The sequence below is a fragment of the Zooshikella harenae genome, assembly GCF_018837975.1.
In the GTDB taxonomy this organism is placed as follows: domain Bacteria; phylum Pseudomonadota; class Gammaproteobacteria; order Pseudomonadales; family Zooshikellaceae; genus Zooshikella; species Zooshikella harenae.
Map to the genome: position 1 here is coordinate 1 of NZ_JAGSOY010000084.1, position 18,321 is coordinate 18,321.

The window sequence follows — 18,321 nt, forward strand, 5'->3', positions numbered from 1 at the left end:
AAATAATTTGCATTTGGCAATTTATACTTCATGGCCAAATACAAATTAAGATTGATTATATAGAATGGAAAAATCGATCACTTCTGGGTAGGTAGTAATTATCGTAATTCAATGACATAACGACGGACCTGGCCCGACCCACTATTTCATCTCTTGGAATGAAGCCTATGACTCTTGAGTCTGCGCTATTATCACGGTTATCACCAAGCACAAGATATTGATGTTTAGGGACTAAAACAGGAGGAAAGCTGGAGAGAGCTGAACCAGAATTATCTATTCTAATAGAGTGTTTTACCCCCATTATATTTTCCGTTTTAACCGTTGTTATATGTGATGGAGTGAAGTCTTCTTGATAGCTGAGCTTTTCTCCATTTATATAAAGTTCATTGTTAATTAGTGCGACTGAATCACCAGGGATACCGACTACGCGTTTGACCAGTCGTTTATTTGAAACTGATGAGTCGAATATAATAATATCACCACGGATCGGATCTGAACGTTTTACTAACGATATATTCGTAAATGGTATTCTTATATCGTAAGCCATTTTATTCACTAAAATTCGGTCACCTTCTAAAATAGTTGGTTTCATTGAGCCTGTCGGGACAGTATTCCAGTCTGCAATAGCGCTTCGGAAAACAAACATTAAGCCAAGAATAAGGAAAAATATTTTATTTTCTTTCCATGTGCGTAAAAACCACGTTTTCATGCAATTCCTCTATGCTTTTTTTATTGAAATTGGTAGTTTTAACCGTATAATTAAAGCTACCAATTAAATATTTATACCGATTGTGAATTGTAATCGTAACAAGTAATAAAGGGCACCTATAAATTATATCCATATTGAGCGATGTGTATACAGAACACCTCAAAAATGCACCTTTTCAATGATAGCGTTGTTCAGTAATACCATTATGGTCATCTAAATAACATTTTTAAAGTGATTATGGTAGCTTTCATTGTCTACCACTTGATCTTAGGTAGTTAAATTTTCTATACTCTTGTACATCTTGTCGGAGTGCCTGTAGGGATGAAGTTGCTCATCTCTCTGGCTGAGACTGCAGTTGCGGGATCCGTGGAACCTGATCTGGTTAGAACCAGCGAAGGAAACAAGAGTTACCATAGCGTGTGACGATGTCACTAATACATATAAAATAAGAAATACTCTGCAATTTATATGTATTCTTAGTGGTTTTTGTTCAGCTTAGCCAGTGGTTCTCTTCTTGGACTGCTGAATTGGTTACCGAAACGCTTCCCCTGTTTACTCACGACAAGCAATCACAAATTAAATCCATTCTGGAAGTGTGTGAGTGCTTATGTCTAGAAATGAAAGTCGTCAAAAGGCCCAGGACTTTATTGAGCAACTTAGTTGCCAGCCGTTCCCGAACTCTGAAAAGCTTTATATTACCGGCAGCCAGGATCATATACGGGTTGCTATGCGTCAGATTAAACTGTCTGATACATTGACTGGTGGTACTAAAACTCAACCGAGTTATGAGATTAATCCTCCTATTCCTGTTTACGACACGTCAGGACCTTATACGGACCCTTCAACAACAATTGATGTACGAAAAGGTTTACCTACATTACGAAAAAGGTGGATTGAAGCTCGAAATGACACAGAAGAGTTGGTGAGCGTGACGTCTCGTTATGCACAGCAACGTTTAGCTGATGAAGATGTTGATCACTTACGGTTTGGTTATTTACCAAAACCCAGAAAAGCAAAGCTTGGAGCTAATGTTACCCAAATGCATTATGCCCGTCAGGGAATCATAACACCTGAAATGGAGTATATTGCTATTCGGGAAAATATGGGACGTGAGCACGTTCGTAGTGAAGCACTTAAAAAGCAGCATCCAGGCCAGCATTTTGGTGCAAATTTACCCGAAAATATTACCCCTGAATTTGTACGAAAAGAAGTGGCGGAAGGACGAGCTATTATCCCGGCCAATATTAACCATCCAGAGTCAGAGCCTATGATCATTGGGCGAAACTTTTTGGTCAAAGTAAATGCCAATATTGGTAACTCGGCAGTGACCTCATCAATTGAAGAGGAAGTCGAAAAATTGGTTTGGGCGACTCGTTGGGGTGCTGATACGGTCATGGATTTATCGACTGGGCGAAATATTCATGAAACTCGGGAATGGATTTTACGTAATTCACCTGTTCCTATCGGTACTGTGCCTATTTACCAAGCTCTCGAAAAAGTAAAAGGGATTGCTGAAGACCTAAGCTGGGAAGTATTTCGTGATACGCTAATTGAGCAAGCAGAACAGGGGGTAGATTATTTCACTATTCACGCTGGGGTGTTGTTGCGTTATGTACCCATGACTGCAGAGCGTTTAACGGGCATTGTGTCTCGTGGTGGCTCTATTATGGCGAAGTGGTGTTTGTCCCATCATAAAGAAAATTTTGCCTATACACACTTCGAAGAAATTTGTGAAACTTGTAAGGCTTATGACGTATCCCTATCGCTCGGTGATGGATTGCGACCAGGCTCTGTAGCTGATGCGAATGATGCAGCGCAATTTGCTGAGCTTAAAACATTAGGTGAACTTACAAAAATAGCTTGGCAACATGATGTTCAGGTTATTATTGAAGGCCCAGGTCATATTCCTATGCATATGATTAAAGAAAATATGGATTTGCAACTGGAGCATTGTCATGAGGCGCCTTTTTACACATTAGGTCCTTTAGTGACTGATATTGCCCCGGGATATGATCATATAACTTCAGGGATAGGTGCTGCATTAATCGGTTGGTATGGGTGCGCGATGCTTTGTTACGTTACGCCTAAAGAACACCTGGGTTTACCTAATAAAGACGATGTTAAAACGGGTATGATTACCTACAAAATTGCTGCACACGCAGCTGACCTAGCAAAAGGACATCCCGGTGCACAAATACGTGATAATGCTATGTCTAAAGCACGTTTTGAGTTTCGCTGGGAAGATCAGTTTAATTTGGCTTTTGATCCTGATACAGCTCGTGCCTTTCATGATGAAACATTACCACAAGCTTCGGGTAAAGTAGCTCACTTTTGTTCGATGTGTGGCCCAAAGTTTTGTTCCATGAAAATCTCTCAGGATGTGCGTGATTATGCTGCAGAGCAGGAGCGCCTTGGCATAAAAATTCAGCTTGTTGATGAAGACGTTATAGTGGATGCTGAACGAGGTATGCAACAAAAGTCGGCTGAATTTAAAGCCAGTGGCGCTGAAATATATCAGCTAATGGTTGAGAAGGATTAACCATGAAACTGAATATTACAGTTAATGATAGCCCTCATCAGTTACCAGATTCTTCTTGTAACATCACAGAATTATTAACACTATTGGAGCAGCCAGAAAAAGGGATTGCTGTAGCCATTAATACCAACATTATTAGTCGTAGCCAGTGGTCTCAGTATCAATTACAAGAAAATGACCATATTGTAGTCTTTAAGGCTATTGCTGGTGGTTAATAGAAAAGGGCTAAGGCGTAACTATGTTAAAAATAGCGGATAAAACATTTAGCTCTCGATTATTTACGGGAACTGGCAAATTTAATGATAAAGCGACCATGGTTGCAGCACTGCAAGCATCTGGCTCAGAACTGGTGACTATGGCATTGAAGCGCGTTGACTTGCAGAATAAAGATGATGATATTTTGCAGCCATTGATCGCCAATGAAATGCATTTATTACCAAATACTTCTGGCGCCCGAACAGCAAAAGATGCCGTTTTTGCGGCAAAATTAGCACGAGAAGCATTGGAAACGCACTGGGTAAAATTAGAAATACACCCAGATCCACGATATTTATTGCCTGACCCGATTGAGACGTTACTGGCTGCGGAACAGTTGGTAAAAGAAGGGTTTGTAGTATTGCCTTATGTTCATGCAGATCCTGTTTTATGTAAGCGTCTGGAAAGTGTTGGTGTCGCGGCTGTTATGCCTTTAGGTTCACCTATTGGTTCTAATCAAGGACTTAAAACTAAGGTGTTTTTAGAGATTATTATTGAGCAGTCAAATATTCCTGTCATTATTGATGCAGGATTAGGTGCACCAAGTCATGCTGCTACTGCAATGGAAATGGGGGCAGATGCTGTATTAGTGAATACGGCAATTGCCGTAGCTCCGGACCCGGTAGTGATGAGTCGGGCATTTGCACTAGCAGTGCAAGCAGGGCGAATGGCGTTTGAAACAGGGCTGGCAGGGCAACAACAGCAAGCGTTGGCTTCAAGTCCATTAACAGCTTTTTTAGAGGATGTCGGATGAGTTTTTACGACTATCTACAATATGTTAATTGGAATGAATGTCAGCTCTCTATTCGTAGTAAAACCAAGGCTGATGTAGAGTATGCATTGTCTCGCCAGCGATTAACGCTTAATGATTTTCAAGCATTAATTTCACCTGCCGCTGAACCTTACCTCGAGCAGATGGCTCAGCGGAGTATGCAGTTAACTCGGCAGCGTTTTGGAAATACCTTGCAAATGTATATTCCACTATATCTATCGAATCTTTGTTCGAATATTTGTACTTATTGTGGTTTTTCCATTCATAATAAAATCCGCCGCACAACATTAACCATGGCACAACTTGATGCAGAAATTGCAGCCGTAAAAAAGATGGGATTCGATCATGTGTTATTGGTTGCTGGAGAGTCAGAACATCGTGTAGGAATGGACTATTTTCGTAAAATCATTAAGCAGGTGAAATCCCAGTTTGCTCATCTTTCCATGGAAGTACAGCCCCTGGACCAACATGAATATGAAGAGCTGATTGATTTAGGATTGGATGCTGTGCTGGTATATCAGGAGACTTATAATCCTGTTACTTATGCAGCACATCATTTAAGAGGAAAGAAACAGGATTTTCGTTATCGATTGGAAACCACTGACCGGTTAGGGAAAGCTGGGGTTCATAAAATAGGGATTGGTGCTTTAATTGGTTTAGATGACTGGCGAACAGATAGCTACCATGTTGCAGTACATTTGGACTATTTGCAGCGTACCTACTGGCGAACAAAGTATTCAATTTCGTTTCCTCGCTTGCGCCCTTGTGCCGGCAAGTTTCAACCAAAGTCGATCATGACAGATCGCCAGCTAGTACAACTGATTTGTGCCTACCGTTTGTTTAATCCTGATGTGGAATTATCGCTGTCAACACGGGAATCAGCTTACTTTCGAAATAATGTTTTGCCATTAGGTATTACCAGTTTAAGTGCAGGTTCAAGCACACAACCGGGTGGTTATACTGAAGATCGTAAGGTAGCATTGGAGCAGTTCGAAATTTCTGATGATCGCACACCAGAACAAATGGAAGAGATAATTAAACTAAGAGGTTTAGAGGTTGTATGGAAGGATTGGGATCGTAGTTTAAATATTCCTCTAGAGAAGGGATTTTAGGCTGGACAATCGCTTATAACTTTACCTTTGCAAAAGTGGGTTTGCAGTGCTTGAATTGGTTTGTGAAACAGGTGCTAGGAGCACCTGTTTTAAATTAGTAGCGCTTAAATATATTTTTTATAGCATGTCCGGAGTAATTCATAGCTTAGTACCGTCTTCCGGTATTTATCTCTTGTAATATACCACTGTCATTAAAAATAAGGTGTTTGTAAAAAGAGCCAGGTTTACCATAGGTCCATTGTTCAACAGTGTAATAGAGCTTTTGGCCTTTTTTGAGCCGGTATTGAAGTGGCTTTGAGAGTTTTTTTGGGTCACCTTTGTAATGCCATTCACGCTTTATAAACTCTTTTTTTAGTTGTGAACCACACTTCTTTAAAATGAGCATAACCTAATATGGTAATAACATATAAACTGTAGCAACAAATGCTGATGAAAGGGGAGTATCACCTTTTATTATAGCATCGGGTTTATTTTGATGATTACTTGGCAACCATATCCAGCCATTTTTATTGATTTTGGCATTGGGTATATTAGACTGATTATGTTGTAGCCAGACCTCTCCCACTGCATTGATGATTGCATCTGGCTTTTTGTCAATAGCTTTATTTATCCATATTTTTCCATCTTTATTTATAATGATGTCTGTACTTGTTGGATGATGCTTATTGTTTTGTTGGGTTTCATGACTAATGATGATGGCATTGGGTAAAGAACTTGTATTTGACTTAAGCCAAAGCTGACCATTTTCTAGGATAACCCCGTCAGGAACCTTTGACTCGTTTTGGCTTTTCCAGATGTACTCATTGGATAAAGCAGTATTCGTCAAGCTTAGTAAAAAAGTAAGAGATAATAGTATTTTTCTGTTGTGGTATGAAGTGAAAGCCATAGTTTCAATCCTGATGTATGTTTAAAATTAATGAATTTTTATATTCCTTACTGAATACTAGTTACAAACTCTGTTAATAAGTTATTAAATATATATTTTAAATTAGTTGATTTTCCTGCGGCCTCCAGTCTGAATGCTACGGACTTGACCGTTGTGGAAAGTGACATATTTATATAATTCGCCTTTTTTACCATAGGTCCATCGTGTCACAACTTCTTCATTCACGCGTATTCTAGTACCGGTACCATTTAAGTCATGCTCTTCTGCTACCGTACCAAGGCTTTCCTTTAGGAGAGGCTCTCCACACATATTAAGTACTTCAATTGTGCTTTCGCCACCTTTAACAGAGTATTGTCCGCAACGTAGGCTATCAGCATGACTGCTTTGTATAAAAAATAGTATTGATATAAAAAATAAAGATCTGACTTTCATTGATTAACTCTTTAATCGTAAAGTGATATATTAACATTTGATTTTAGCTTAATCTATAGTGATTATTTATACATTTTGGTGAAAGTTTTAACTGATTGTTAACAGTGAGCGCTTATTTATGAACTGTGTTTTATATGTGATTTTAGTATAGGGCACGTTTTGAAAAAATATGGGAATAATTTATGTGAAAGATGTGAGTATTAATTGATGATTAGTAGTGGTAATAGTTATAGAAGTTAAAATAGCTTAATGAAGAGAGTAATACTTATTTCTAATTGAAGACTCTAGGTGCTTGTAGGTTCCATTCTGCTTCATTTTTTTTAGTGTAATTGAAATTGGGTTGATGAGTTTGTAATGTTTACTGTTTAAGTAGGTATGTAAATTTATCGTTAATAGTATATGAATATATAACTGGGGTTTGAATTCAGTATTATAGGTTATTTCTTCAATAAAGTAATCTGAAGTGATAAAATTATCAATTCGCTTTTTCTTGAGCATTTTAAAAAGATTTGAATAGCTAGAAAGGGTAAAAATATTAGGGACATTTTCTTCAAGTATTCTTATGCCTTTTAATACACCATTTTTATATGGTTTTAAATCACTATAACTAGAAAAGGTTGAAATAGGGGAATGGTTGACTACAAAAACAGGTACTTCAAGTATTGGCTCTGTAATTGGGATAAGATTGTGAGTAATCTCAGGGTCAATTTTCTTAAGGTTCTCTACTCTTAAAACTTCGCCGTCACCTTCAGTGTTTGCTCTAGATATACTTCGTCTGTACGGTTCAATAATAAAAGTTATTTGGTAATTATTTTGTTTGAATGCTTCTTCAAGGATAGCCTGAGCAAGCTTTGCATCAGGAGTATCAAATGAAGTGAAAAAGCGAAGTGTTTGGGTAGCTCCAAATAGATTGGAACATAACAGTAATAGAATGAATAATAAAGATACTGTACTTGATTTACTCACTTTATCAGTACGCTTTGGTTATAGATCTTGTTAGTTGAGTCCATATCTATATTAGTAACCACTAACTATTGTTTTTTGAAATTATATTTTGGTTACTATCCCCTCAATTAAGGATATAAATTCGTTTTGCTACGAGTATAGCTGAATAACATGGAAGTTTAGTACTAAGATGTTCCTAAGGACGATCGGCCATTTTGCTTATGGAAATACTTTGGACAAAATAAGCACTTCCCATGAGAGGGAGTATATAAAGACAAAGAGAGAGGTATAGCCTCTCTCTATAGATTAAATCTAGCGGGTTATTGTTGTGTTTAGAATAAAGAAAGAACACATTGTCCTAAACGTTGATCGTATTCTCCGATACCACTACAGTCACAGTAGCTTGGGTAACCTACAGGATTGATATCACGGGTGCAGATACGATTTGGTGGAACTTGGATAGAGCAAGAGCTTTTAATACTACGTTTGTCAAAGCCTTTATGTGTGACTTCTGATAAATTATCAATGATACAATAACCCACCTTAGCATCATAGCTATAGCCTTCATCACAAGAACAAATGCTGGAATTGCCACAAGGATTTATATCCATTGTGCAAATGCCATTAGGTCTTTTAACCGCAGCTCTGTCTGAGTCTGCTATAGCGTGAATAGGTGATAAGAGTGCTACCATGGTAGCTATGCAGGCACTTTTTAATAGCGTATTCATTGTCATTTCCTTGCTTCCTTCCTTATTTTTTTAAAGTGCCACCACAAACAAGTGAAATAACATAATTTTACTTCAGATAAAACTTATTAGTCATTACTACTCTCAGTTACATACACTTACCTGGTGGAGAAACATACACAATCCTATTAGCTGTGTATTTTAAAGTTTCCTTTTTGGTGTGCACTATAGTTTTGTCTGCGCATTTATACAACATATAATGTATTAATTTGTATGACGCTCGTCAATTGTATGAATAAAACAGTTAAAAATATATGAGCAATAATCATAGCTGCTTTATAAGATGATTTTGAGGAAATTAAAAATAAATCTGTGTTCATAAAAATGTTTTTTTACCACATATTTTTGTGTTTAAAATTTAATATTGGTTAAAAAGTGTGTTTTATTAAATAGTGAAAAATAACAAATGGTAGAATATCAAGATGAAGAATGCTCATTATTATTTACCTTTATGTACGATTTTTGTTCAGGTTTGTTTTTAAGCAATAAACAATGAGTTTGTTAGACTTACTAAAAATGGACGAAAAGGGGGGAAATCCATTAGGCTATTACTTTATAAGTGATCATCAACTAGGACATTATTAATGGCAGAGTCTACTTACATCCCTCCTAAAGTTTGGCGATGGGGCAAAGAGAATGGCGGTGCATTTGCTAACATTAATCGACCAATAGCAGGGGCTACACATGAAAAAGAACTACCCATGGGAGAGCATCCCTTACAACTATACTCATTAGCTACACCTAATGGTGTTAAAGTAACCATTATGCTAGAGGAGTTGTTAGAAAAAGGCTTTAAAGAAGCTGAGTACGATGCTCACCTTATCAGAATAACAGAAGGGGAGCAGTTTAGTTCAGGGTTTGTGAGTGTGAATCCAAACTCCAAGATTCCAGCACTTTTAGATCGGAGTGTTGATCCAGCCATTCGCATTTTTGAGTCTGGTTCAATTTTGCTTTACCTTGCTGAAAAATTTAGTGCCTTCCTCCCTCAAGATATAGCAAAACGTACAGAGTGCTTGTCCTGGTTATTTTGGCAAATGGGAAGTGCTCCTTTATTAGGCGGTGGATTTGGGCATTTCTTCGCCTATGCGCCTGAAAAATATGAGTATCCTATTAACCGTTATACTATGGAGGTGAAAAGGCAGCTGGATGTGCTTGATCGTCAGTTGGCTGAACAACAGTTTATTTGTGGTCAAGAATACACCATTGCAGATATGGCTATTTGGCCTTGGTATGGTGCTTTGGTTAAAAATACCGTTTATGAAGCGGCAGAATTTATTGGTGCTCAAATTTACACCAATGTGTTACGTTGGGCAGATGAAATAGGTGAACGCTCCGCAGTAAAAAGAGGACGAATGGTTAATCGGACTTGGGGTGAGTTCAACGAACAGCTTCATGAACGACATAACGCTAGTGACTTTGAGACAAAAACTCAGGATAAGCTAGAAGCAGGCAAATAATTATAATTTTAATTAAACTTATTTGCTTTATATGTATCTCTTTTGTGAGCTCAATCATTTAACGAGCTCACGCTTGCTTTAAAATGATTTCAGACTGCCTCAGTGTAATGAATCGAGGTAATAGTCAGAATTCCTCCTTGGAGGCTTGGCTGCCGCATCCTTGCGGCAAACGGTTCGATGTGAGTTATCCCGCCTTTGTCTACTCGTTGTGTACATCGAAATACCACAGATGTTCATTTAATCATGATTAAGGTATAGAAAGATGTGGGCTTGCAGTGCTTGATTTTGTTTGTGAAACAGGTGCTGGGAGCACCGTGAGAAGTAGAGACAAGGGAAGGTCCTCTGCTGCGGGAGGAACAAATTAATTCATGCGTTGCATTAGCACAATCTATACTCATCACGAATTATTTTTATATGCAATGGTCCTGAGGTAGTAGTCGTTTAGCTCAACAATACTTCTCTTTTAATACCCTTAGCATCTTTTAAAAAAAAGGCATCGAGTTCTTTTTGAGCTACCATAATGGCCTATCTTTTTTAGTTGTTAACATTAAGAATAGGTGGTTACACAAAATTGTTTATATCCTCTAAGAAATGCTTAAAGTAAGCCCCGAATGGGGCTTATTTTATTTTGTAGGGTTTTCAAATTTTACGTTTATAATTGCTCCCATGCTATTTGGGGAGGCTTCAATAGAGCAGCGATCTCCAGCCTTAAGTTGGTAGTCAACAGGAGTATACTCCAGTGTATTGTTAGCTCTTTCTTTAGCCAAGACTTTCAATAGCTGCCCATTTAAATTTTTTGCTATATGCCCAGGTAAGTTAAAGCTAATTAGGTAAGGGCCATTTATCATATCAATTGCTTTGCCATTTTGGCTGGTGATGTATCTTGTTGTAAAACCTTCTTTCCCTTGTAGATTTTCACATACTAAGGAAAAAGTGAGTTTATTATGTTCTTCAAGTCCTGTATCTGGTAAAAATAATCCTTCCCGAAGATAGCATTCATTAAGGTTATCATAGCCACTATTTTGGCAATATGTTTGAGCGTTATCTGTCATGAGTATCTCATTAAGATAGCCTCTAAGTCCTTGGTATACATATTGATTATTAAAATCGATCAAGACTTTTAACTGGGTTAACGCTACAGATGCCTCTACAGTCCCCACAGATGAAGATGAGTCTTGCCAATTCACATTAGCTTCTTCATGAGCAAATAAAGCACTACTGATGAAGTAGAAAGGGAGTATTAACTTCGATATACGGCTCATTGAAAATCCCAACTATCGTATTAATAATTAAGCAATATTTTGACGTTATTGCTTTACTAAGTATGACTTTTGTACTAAAAAAATTCGCAAACGTTAGTACTTCTTTTGTATTTGTCATACTCAATTAACCATTTTATTACTTTTATTTAGTCAATTCAAATTTTAAATATTCAATAAATGTCCTTTATAAAATATAGAGATCGAAGTTGCCACTAAAGTCCCTATACTAGACAGCTCTCACAGTGTTCTGATCCACTTAAAGAGGACTGAAGATCTACTTTCACTAGCTGGATGTCGTTGTTCTATGTTGTAATATTTTATATAAGCAATAATATTCTGCTTTAAATATCAATAGTTCGTTTAGGCGTTTTTTTAATAGCTACTTGTGCTTTAAGTCAATAAATAAGTATTTAACCACAACATAATCCTAATAAGAATTAATATTGCAAATTAAAGCTTGCGTGCCACTATTGTTTTAATTGTCTGTATGGCTAACTTTTATACGTCATTAGGTGTAAACTCAGCTGATTAATATAGTAGTTAAACTGTATGAGTGAAGGATTTAAGTTTGATGATTTTTTATATTCGATACATAATAAATACAACAGCTTCAATTTTCAACTTTTAACTCTTTAGTCGTATGTATATTACTGTGCTGCTTACTCATTAATGATACCACTCCACTGGGCACAAAATACTCTGTGTTTGACAGTGTGAAGTTTAATGAATGATGCTGTTACACTTTGACTATTTTATGAATATATTTTATGGGTATTGTTAATTTATTAAAAGCAAGCTGGTGATTTTATTAGATGATTTCACAGCTATAGTGCAACTTATGGTGTTAGCGAAAATATTTTTTGTGATATTACTGACTAGTTTGAAATGAAATTTTTACATTCAGTGCGTTATGTTTGGTGGGTAATTACACATATTATATAAGTATTTATAGTAATGAAAATTAAATGTCAGTTATGATATTTTCTAATAATATAATTATCTAGCTTTATCAAGCCCTCTTTGAACAATAGTTCTTATTTTGTGGCGCAAAATATATTAATACATCAGAAGTGGAAAGTTAGTGATGAAATTAAAACCATTATTGTTAGCAATGTCTATGGTTTCAGCCAGTATGCATGGTGCTGTTGCCAATACTTGCGACGACAAATTAAACCTTTCTTGTAAAAGTTATTTATACACACCGGCGGAACTTGATTCTCGATTAAAAAATTATCTAACATTTATAGATAATGGGAATCATAAGCAGAACGAAATTCACTACGTAATGAATGTTATTAATAACCTGTATCAACGTGAGCAGAATAATCCTAGATCTGGTGATGCCGGTTTACACCAAGTGATATCTTCTTTAAACAATGTTACAATTGAACTTAGGGATTCAGGTAGCCTTAATATAGACAAAAATAAACCCAATACTATTACCCTTGACTTAAAAAAAATTCAAAGTACAAAGCTAACCGTAAGACAAATAGTTATTCATCAAGCACTGGCTATCTTATCTTTTGATAAAGATCGAAAAGATCAAATAGAAAAAGAATATGGTGATTATCTTTTAAAAAATGGTCTGATTGATAAATCAGAAGCATTCAAGTACTCGCTCTTCAACGCATTTTATATAATGAATTCAGCTGGTGGTGCTAATAATCTCGCCGCTCTATTTATTGATCAACTCGATATAGCTCGTCATTACCCACAAGCACAACTTAATGATATTGAACGACATCACTTAAAAGAGAAAGGCTTTCCTCATCCAGAAAGAGTGATGGTGGAATATGAAAAGTTTGAGCCTGTTGATGAATGGGTAACTCCGCCTGGACAGCCTCCGGAAAGAAAAAAACGATGGGTTAAACACTCAATATCTCTTATGAGTGCTTTAGCAAGAAACCTTGATGACTGGGATGTTAGTATTAAGTCGGCTCATGATGCCACAGGTAAAACTTATACCAAAAAGCAAGTAAAAAGTGCAATTCGTAAAGCTAGTATTCAAAAAACCTATGACAAGCTTATTAATCAGTTTGAGTCATCAAGTGGTGGAAAAGTAAAAAGCTTTTACCGTAATGTTACTTTAGCAATGGCTAAAAGAGAACATCGCAAAGGAAATATATCAAAAGAAGTTTTTGATATGGTTAAAGTTGGGTTATCTGCTGATTTTTCATCAGCCAGCCAAGTTCAATTTAAAATACCTAAAATTAGTGGTTATGAAACACGAGATATCGCTGTTTTTACTAAGGTAGGTATGCCTATTGTGATGGTACTATTTGGCCATGATTTGCGATTATTAACTTTCACTGATGAAGACGCTCTATATGATTGGTTTGTTGATCGAAAAAATGACCAGGAGATAGAAAGGCATTTTACCCTTTATGATAACCAAGATGGTATGTTTCATAATGGTGCGCATAGCAGCTTGAGGGAAATTCGTAATGGTAAGAAATCAAAATCAGATATTACACTCTTTCAAATAGACCTATTTGCACATACGCTTAGTCAAACAGGACCTGTCATTTGTACTGGTACAGTAGCTGGTTGCGTACGGAGTTTCCAAGAAAAAGACACATATTCTCAACATAATCGATTTGGCGATTATATGAAAACACGACTGTTTGAGCGTTTAAGAGCAGATGGTGATACCCTGATTTTATCTGACTCAGAAAGAAAAACTACGCATATATTGACCGCTGTTGGCTTAGGGCTAGGCGCTGTTGCTCCTTTCGTACCTGGATTAGGTCCTATTATAGGTGAAACTGCAACAGTTGTTGCTGTAGGAACTACAGCTTTTGCTACACTCGCAACTCAAATAGGTACTCATATATGGGAAGCTGGTTGGGGTGATACAGAAGCTGAGCGGACTTCTGGTATCATCGGATTGATGACAGATGGTGTTATGGTCGCGGGGATAGCTGGTGGTGCAGCGGCTGGTACCATTGCCAAAAGCGGATTTAATTTATCTAACTTTTTTAGCTCAGAAGGAGTAGGAGTTGCTGAAAATGAGTTTGAAATGGTTGAATTAAACTCTGCTCAAAAATCCTGGATTAATTCAAAAGCAGATAATGAATGGGCACCTGCATTTCAAACAACACGCTTTGGAGGCCACACCTATCGAGTCGCAGCATTCGATAATATTAAACTTGGTAGTGAGGAAACTGACTTACTATTGGTTGAAGATGATAGTGGCGACTTAGTAGCTTTTAGGGGTTCAGTTGATGGTGAAATAACCATTGAGGCTGATGTGCATAACCAAGAATCACCAGAAATCGATACGGCAGATATTGATGAAACGAAAGGGCTGCCCACTTTAAAGGAAAGCTCAAATGGTCATGGCTATAATGCGATCACCTTTGAAGGCGAGACTTATCAACTCATTGATATTCCCTCAGAAGAAGCAAGCAATGTATTTGCAAGGCGTCTTGATAATGGTGAATATGAAATCATTAATCCCACCACAAAACAAAAGGTAGGAACCTATAACCCCGAAACAGAGGAATACACTGCCGAACCAGCAACTACTGAAACGACACCTGAAGTAGAAACTGAAACGCCCTTAACTGCTGAAGAATTAGCTGCAAAACATGCAGAAGTAAAAACCACGATCGAAAATATTACTGCAAATAAAAGAGTTGTTGTTTTTAGTGGTTTTTCAGGGCTTGGTTATGAGAATACAGAAGTCTTACAAGCTATCTTATCAGAAATATTAGACAATGAGATAACACTGTATGGTCAGGATAATGTTGTAGTAGTTGCAGGTGCGACAGGAGAGGGTATTGGAGCAGTTTATGAAGTAGCAAGAAATAAAGGCCTAACAAGGTTAGGTATAGTCTCTGAAGAAGCCGTTCCTAAATATTCGTCTGGGCTACCTGATCCCGACAGTTTTCCTTCACTGACTGAAAAAAACGACGTCTTTGTTCCTGATCCAGAAGGCACATGGAAAGTACTAGACCCTAATGGCGAATCCTACATGGTCACTGTTGCCAAAGGTAACGAACAATTTAAAGGGAAGTTTTATGCTATAGGCGGTGGTAAAGTCACTCTCTCTGAACTACAAGAAGCGAAAAATTTAGGTATTGAAACTGAAATCTATGAAGATATCGAACCAAACTCAACAAAAGTGGAAGAGAGAATCGCTAAAGATAACAGCAAAGGAAAAATTACCACTAGACAAGAGCTCACTGCTGTTAAAACTTACCGAAAAAACCAACAAATTAATCATGAGGACAACATCGAGGATATCTTAAGTGGTAATAGCCCAGTAGAAATAAAACCTAAATCTGAAGCAGGAAAAATTGCTTTAGAAAGACAACAACAGATTTTTGATCAATCAGGTGTAACAATTACCCCTACTGAATCAGCAAATCTAGAATTATATAGCTATGACTCGAATACATTTGTTAATAACTATTTAAGATATGGCAAAGAGCATACGATCCCTGCCGGTTATGCAGGTGAGCTTATTATTAGTGAAACAGCTGCAGAACGAGGTGTAGATTTAGCAAAAATAGTTAACAAGCTTCCAGAAAGTGAGGCTGCAGTTCTTTACCGTGGAGGAAGTGGTGCACGTGGTACCTCTGGTGCTGTTTTCAGGATTGGAGCTCTGAATAAAGGAGATATTCTGGTAAACACTGACTTTCTTTCATTTACGGAAAATCCTGGTGTCATTCGAGACTTTGCGGGTGTAGAAATGGGTAAAACAGGACGACAGTTCGACCTTACCTCTATTGTTTTTGAAATAAACTCTCCTCAAAAAGCCAAGATATTTGCCCCTTTTTCTTGGAGAAATGATGCAGGAGAAGCCGAGTCTATTTATAATCCTGGCAATGCATTTAGAATTGTTAATATACGTCGAACAAGTGCTACTTTTGATGGAAAAGAACAACCCATTGTTGTTGTAACTCTTAGTGAAGAGCCTTTACCTAATCCACAGGTTGAAAATGGAGCAATACCCCCTAGAATTACGCTTGGTGATAGAGTTTACGACTTTAGAACAGGTGAAACCGTTGATTGGGGAAAATTTACCTCTCGCTATCCCATTGATGCTATCAATGTAGAATGACCTATAAACACTGGACTAGCCAGTAGAGGCTTCAACTCTAAGCCAGCCCCCCTGTAAAAACAGGGGGGCTGGCTTATTTTGTCTCTTTCTGGGGTGAGCAGCTGGTTGAGTTTTTAAATAGACATGGGTTTTCTACAATTGAATTTTGCAAATAACAGGGTATTTACATACATATTCCAAGAAAGTTGGCTAGAACACTTACTTCACTATAAAACAGAATCAAACCACCTCTGTATGAAGTTATTGCTTTAGCAGTGTCTATAAAAAAACGAATCCGCTTTTAAGAGAGTTGAAGTCCTTTTTAAGGTTAAAAATACATTAAATGTACAGGTTTTTAGCTTTTAGGATCAATAACGACATCATCAAAAAAGTGTTCAATACATTTTACATAGTCACCTTGTTTGAATGCGCTAAAAGGTGTTTGGTAATTAACCAATTTACACTTATAGCTTTTGCCTGATGGCGTGTTGGGGTCCCAGCTCCAGTCTTGTTCCCAATAAATATTGAGTGCTCCACTGCCTTTAGTATCAAAGCGTTTCATATTGGCACAGCCTAACACTTCATCATCAGCAATAGGTACTTTCAGATATTGAGTAAATTGTTTGTAATAATTAATCCGGTTTTGTGATTGCCGATGCTCTGTGGGAGCACCACATTCTACGCCACCATTAATGATTTGTGTGGTAACACCAAAACCATGCACTAAACCACCTTCTTTATCATGCGCATTGGGTTGCCAGGTGCCATTAATAACGTGGAACATGCTGGGCTTGGGTGGTTGAGGATAAACATAAAAGAATACGGCACTTGCCAGGTTTAACCAGGTATCCGCTACTTTTTCTGGGTTATCGAGTAAGGTGCGTACTGTACCAAACATTGCTTCTGAAAAAGGACCGTAGTTATAGTTATAACTTAACTGTTTAGCGCCTCGGCCAAAGTAGCTTTTGTATTGACCATCAGCAAACTTACCGCATGGCCATGTTTTACCCTGCCAAGTGTCAGGACTACACTCTGCGTTATAACCACCTCGCTTATCTTCAGTCCAACCCATTTCTCGCACATAATGCAACCCTTGTCGCCATTCAGGTACATCCATATAAGCTTCATGTGCACCGGTTTCCTGAGTGAAGTGTGCAAACATAGTCGCGAGTGATTTACGACAGATAGCGTCTGCATCCCGCCCATCATCATAGTCACCACAAAATGCGGGGAATTTACCAATGGCTTTCAAAAAGTTGGTGTAGGTATATTCTTTAGCTCGCTTAGGAAAAAGAAAATCCCAATCATTATTGCTGATAATGGACTCCAGACGTTTTACGTTTGCAGGGTTGGAGGCATTTCCTGGTGCAATTTTTTCCACCAGTTCATTATCAAGTGTTGCAATGCTGGCTTTAACATTGCGCATTAAATCTGTATCAGTGAGTTTGGCTTCTCGCGCTTTTAATTGACTTAATGGAATGACATAACCATCACCCGGTTTTGGTTTATCTCCGTCTCCTGGTTTATCTCCATTATCGGGAGGTGTTGGGTTATCGCCTTTCGCTTCCCAAGGTCCCCATTGGTCCGTACCCGGTTCATCGCCACGTGTCCACCACTTGGCTTGGTAAATGGTGTGCTGGTAACTGGCAAGATCACCTTTTACGTACACTTTATCTGCTTGCCATGGAGCAGCATTATTAGGTGTATTGTCGCCTGGTTTGCCATTATCGCCTGGCTTATCACCATTGCCGGGTTTATCCGTATCAGGCTTGTCACCATCACCAGGCTTTGTAGGGGGGGGAGGGTTATCATTACCTTGTACCTGTTGCCATGGACCCCACTGGTCTTTACCCGGTTCATCACCACGGGTCCACCACTTGGCTTCATAGGTTTTACTTTGATAGGTTACCCGATCACCTTTGGTGTAGACTTGATCCGCTTGCCATGTATTAGCGGGAGGGACAGGTTTGTTGCCATCATCTGGTGGTGTAGGTGGTTGTGGCGTGTCACCATCGCCAGGAGGTGTTGGTGGAGGTGGGATATCACCGTCGCCAGGATCACCTGGAGGTGGGGGCGGTGGAGGAATATCATCATCACCATCGCCAGGCGGTGTGGGTGGTTTAGGTTTGTCACCATCATCTGGTGGGGTTGGTGGCTCTGGC

14 protein-coding genes and 1 riboswitch are annotated in these 18,321 nt (G+C 38.1%); of the genes, 6 read left to right on the forward strand and 8 right to left on the reverse strand.

Annotation, left to right across the window (positions count from 1 at the left end; genetic code table 11):
- Nucleotides 1-55: 55 nt before the first annotated feature.
- Nucleotides 56-709: a signal peptidase I gene (gene lepB / locus KCG35_RS20800; protein WP_215821789.1), complete on the reverse strand. Its 654-nt coding sequence runs from the start codon at nt 707-709 to the stop codon at nt 56-58.
- Nucleotides 710-1,004: 295 nt separating this feature from the next.
- Nucleotides 1,005-1,126: riboswitch (TPP riboswitch) on the forward strand.
- A 190-nt stretch (nt 1,127-1,316) separates the two neighbouring features.
- Here lepB and thiC point away from each other — a divergent pair.
- The 4 genes from thiC to thiH are packed head-to-tail and all read left to right on the forward strand — an operon-like array spanning nt 1,317 to nt 5,384.
- Nucleotides 1,317-3,248: a phosphomethylpyrimidine synthase ThiC gene (gene thiC, locus KCG35_RS20805; protein ID WP_215821790.1), complete on the forward strand. Its 1,932-nt coding sequence runs from the start codon at nt 1,317-1,319 to the stop codon at nt 3,246-3,248.
- 2 nt (nt 3,249-3,250) lie between these two features.
- A complete protein-coding gene (gene thiS / locus KCG35_RS20810; protein WP_215821791.1) occupies nt 3,251-3,460 on the forward strand; it encodes a sulfur carrier protein ThiS in 210 nt (69 codons plus the stop codon).
- A gap of 23 nt (nt 3,461-3,483) precedes the next feature.
- On the forward strand, nt 3,484-4,254 hold the full coding sequence (locus KCG35_RS20815; protein ID WP_215821792.1) for a thiazole synthase: 771 nt from the start codon (nt 3,484-3,486) through the stop codon (nt 4,252-4,254).
- Nucleotides 4,251-5,384: a 2-iminoacetate synthase ThiH gene (thiH, locus tag KCG35_RS20820; protein WP_215821793.1), complete on the forward strand. Its 1,134-nt coding sequence runs from the start codon at nt 4,251-4,253 to the stop codon at nt 5,382-5,384. Before KCG35_RS20815 ends, thiH begins: the two co-directional genes overlap by 4 nt.
- A gap of 145 nt (nt 5,385-5,529) precedes the next feature.
- Here thiH and KCG35_RS27115 read toward each other — a convergent pair whose 3' ends face one another.
- From KCG35_RS27115 to KCG35_RS20840, 5 genes are all read right to left on the reverse strand, one after another.
- On the reverse strand, nt 5,530-5,769 hold the full coding sequence (locus KCG35_RS27115; protein WP_373687368.1) for a hypothetical protein: 240 nt from the start codon (nt 5,767-5,769) through the stop codon (nt 5,530-5,532).
- 3 nt (nt 5,770-5,772) lie between these two features.
- Nucleotides 5,773-6,270: a hypothetical protein gene (locus KCG35_RS20825; RefSeq protein ID WP_215821794.1), complete on the reverse strand. Its 498-nt coding sequence runs from the start codon at nt 6,268-6,270 to the stop codon at nt 5,773-5,775.
- Nucleotides 6,271-6,372: 102 nt separating this feature from the next.
- A complete protein-coding gene (locus KCG35_RS20830) occupies nt 6,373-6,702 on the reverse strand; it encodes a DUF2845 domain-containing protein (RefSeq protein ID WP_215821795.1) in 330 nt (109 codons plus the stop codon).
- A 246-nt stretch (nt 6,703-6,948) separates the two neighbouring features.
- Complete coding sequence (locus KCG35_RS20835; protein WP_215821796.1) at nt 6,949-7,668, reverse strand: transporter substrate-binding domain-containing protein; 720 nt, start codon at nt 7,666-7,668, stop codon at nt 6,949-6,951.
- Between the two features lie 311 nt (nt 7,669-7,979).
- Nucleotides 7,980-8,375 (reverse strand): hypothetical protein, encoded by a 396-nt coding sequence (locus KCG35_RS20840; RefSeq protein ID WP_215821797.1) that lies wholly within the window; start codon nt 8,373-8,375, stop codon nt 7,980-7,982.
- A 602-nt stretch (nt 8,376-8,977) separates the two neighbouring features.
- Between KCG35_RS20840 and yghU the strand changes: the two genes are divergently transcribed.
- Complete coding sequence (yghU, locus tag KCG35_RS20845; protein ID WP_215821798.1) at nt 8,978-9,850, forward strand: glutathione-dependent disulfide-bond oxidoreductase; 873 nt, start codon at nt 8,978-8,980, stop codon at nt 9,848-9,850.
- A gap of 623 nt (nt 9,851-10,473) precedes the next feature.
- On the opposite strand, the gene KCG35_RS20850 is transcribed toward yghU, so the two are convergent.
- A complete protein-coding gene (locus KCG35_RS20850) occupies nt 10,474-11,037 on the reverse strand; it encodes a YjhX family toxin (RefSeq protein ID WP_215821799.1) in 564 nt (187 codons plus the stop codon).
- A 1,159-nt stretch (nt 11,038-12,196) separates the two neighbouring features.
- Here KCG35_RS20850 and KCG35_RS20855 point away from each other — a divergent pair.
- A complete protein-coding gene (locus KCG35_RS20855) occupies nt 12,197-16,180 on the forward strand; it encodes a dermonecrotic toxin domain-containing protein (RefSeq protein ID WP_215821800.1) in 3,984 nt (1,327 codons plus the stop codon).
- 334 nt (nt 16,181-16,514) lie between these two features.
- Here the strand turns inward: KCG35_RS20855 and KCG35_RS26860 are convergent.
- On the reverse strand, nt 16,515-18,321 hold a 1,807-nt coding region (locus KCG35_RS26860; RefSeq protein ID WP_304956762.1), incomplete at its 5' end, for a glycoside hydrolase family 19 protein.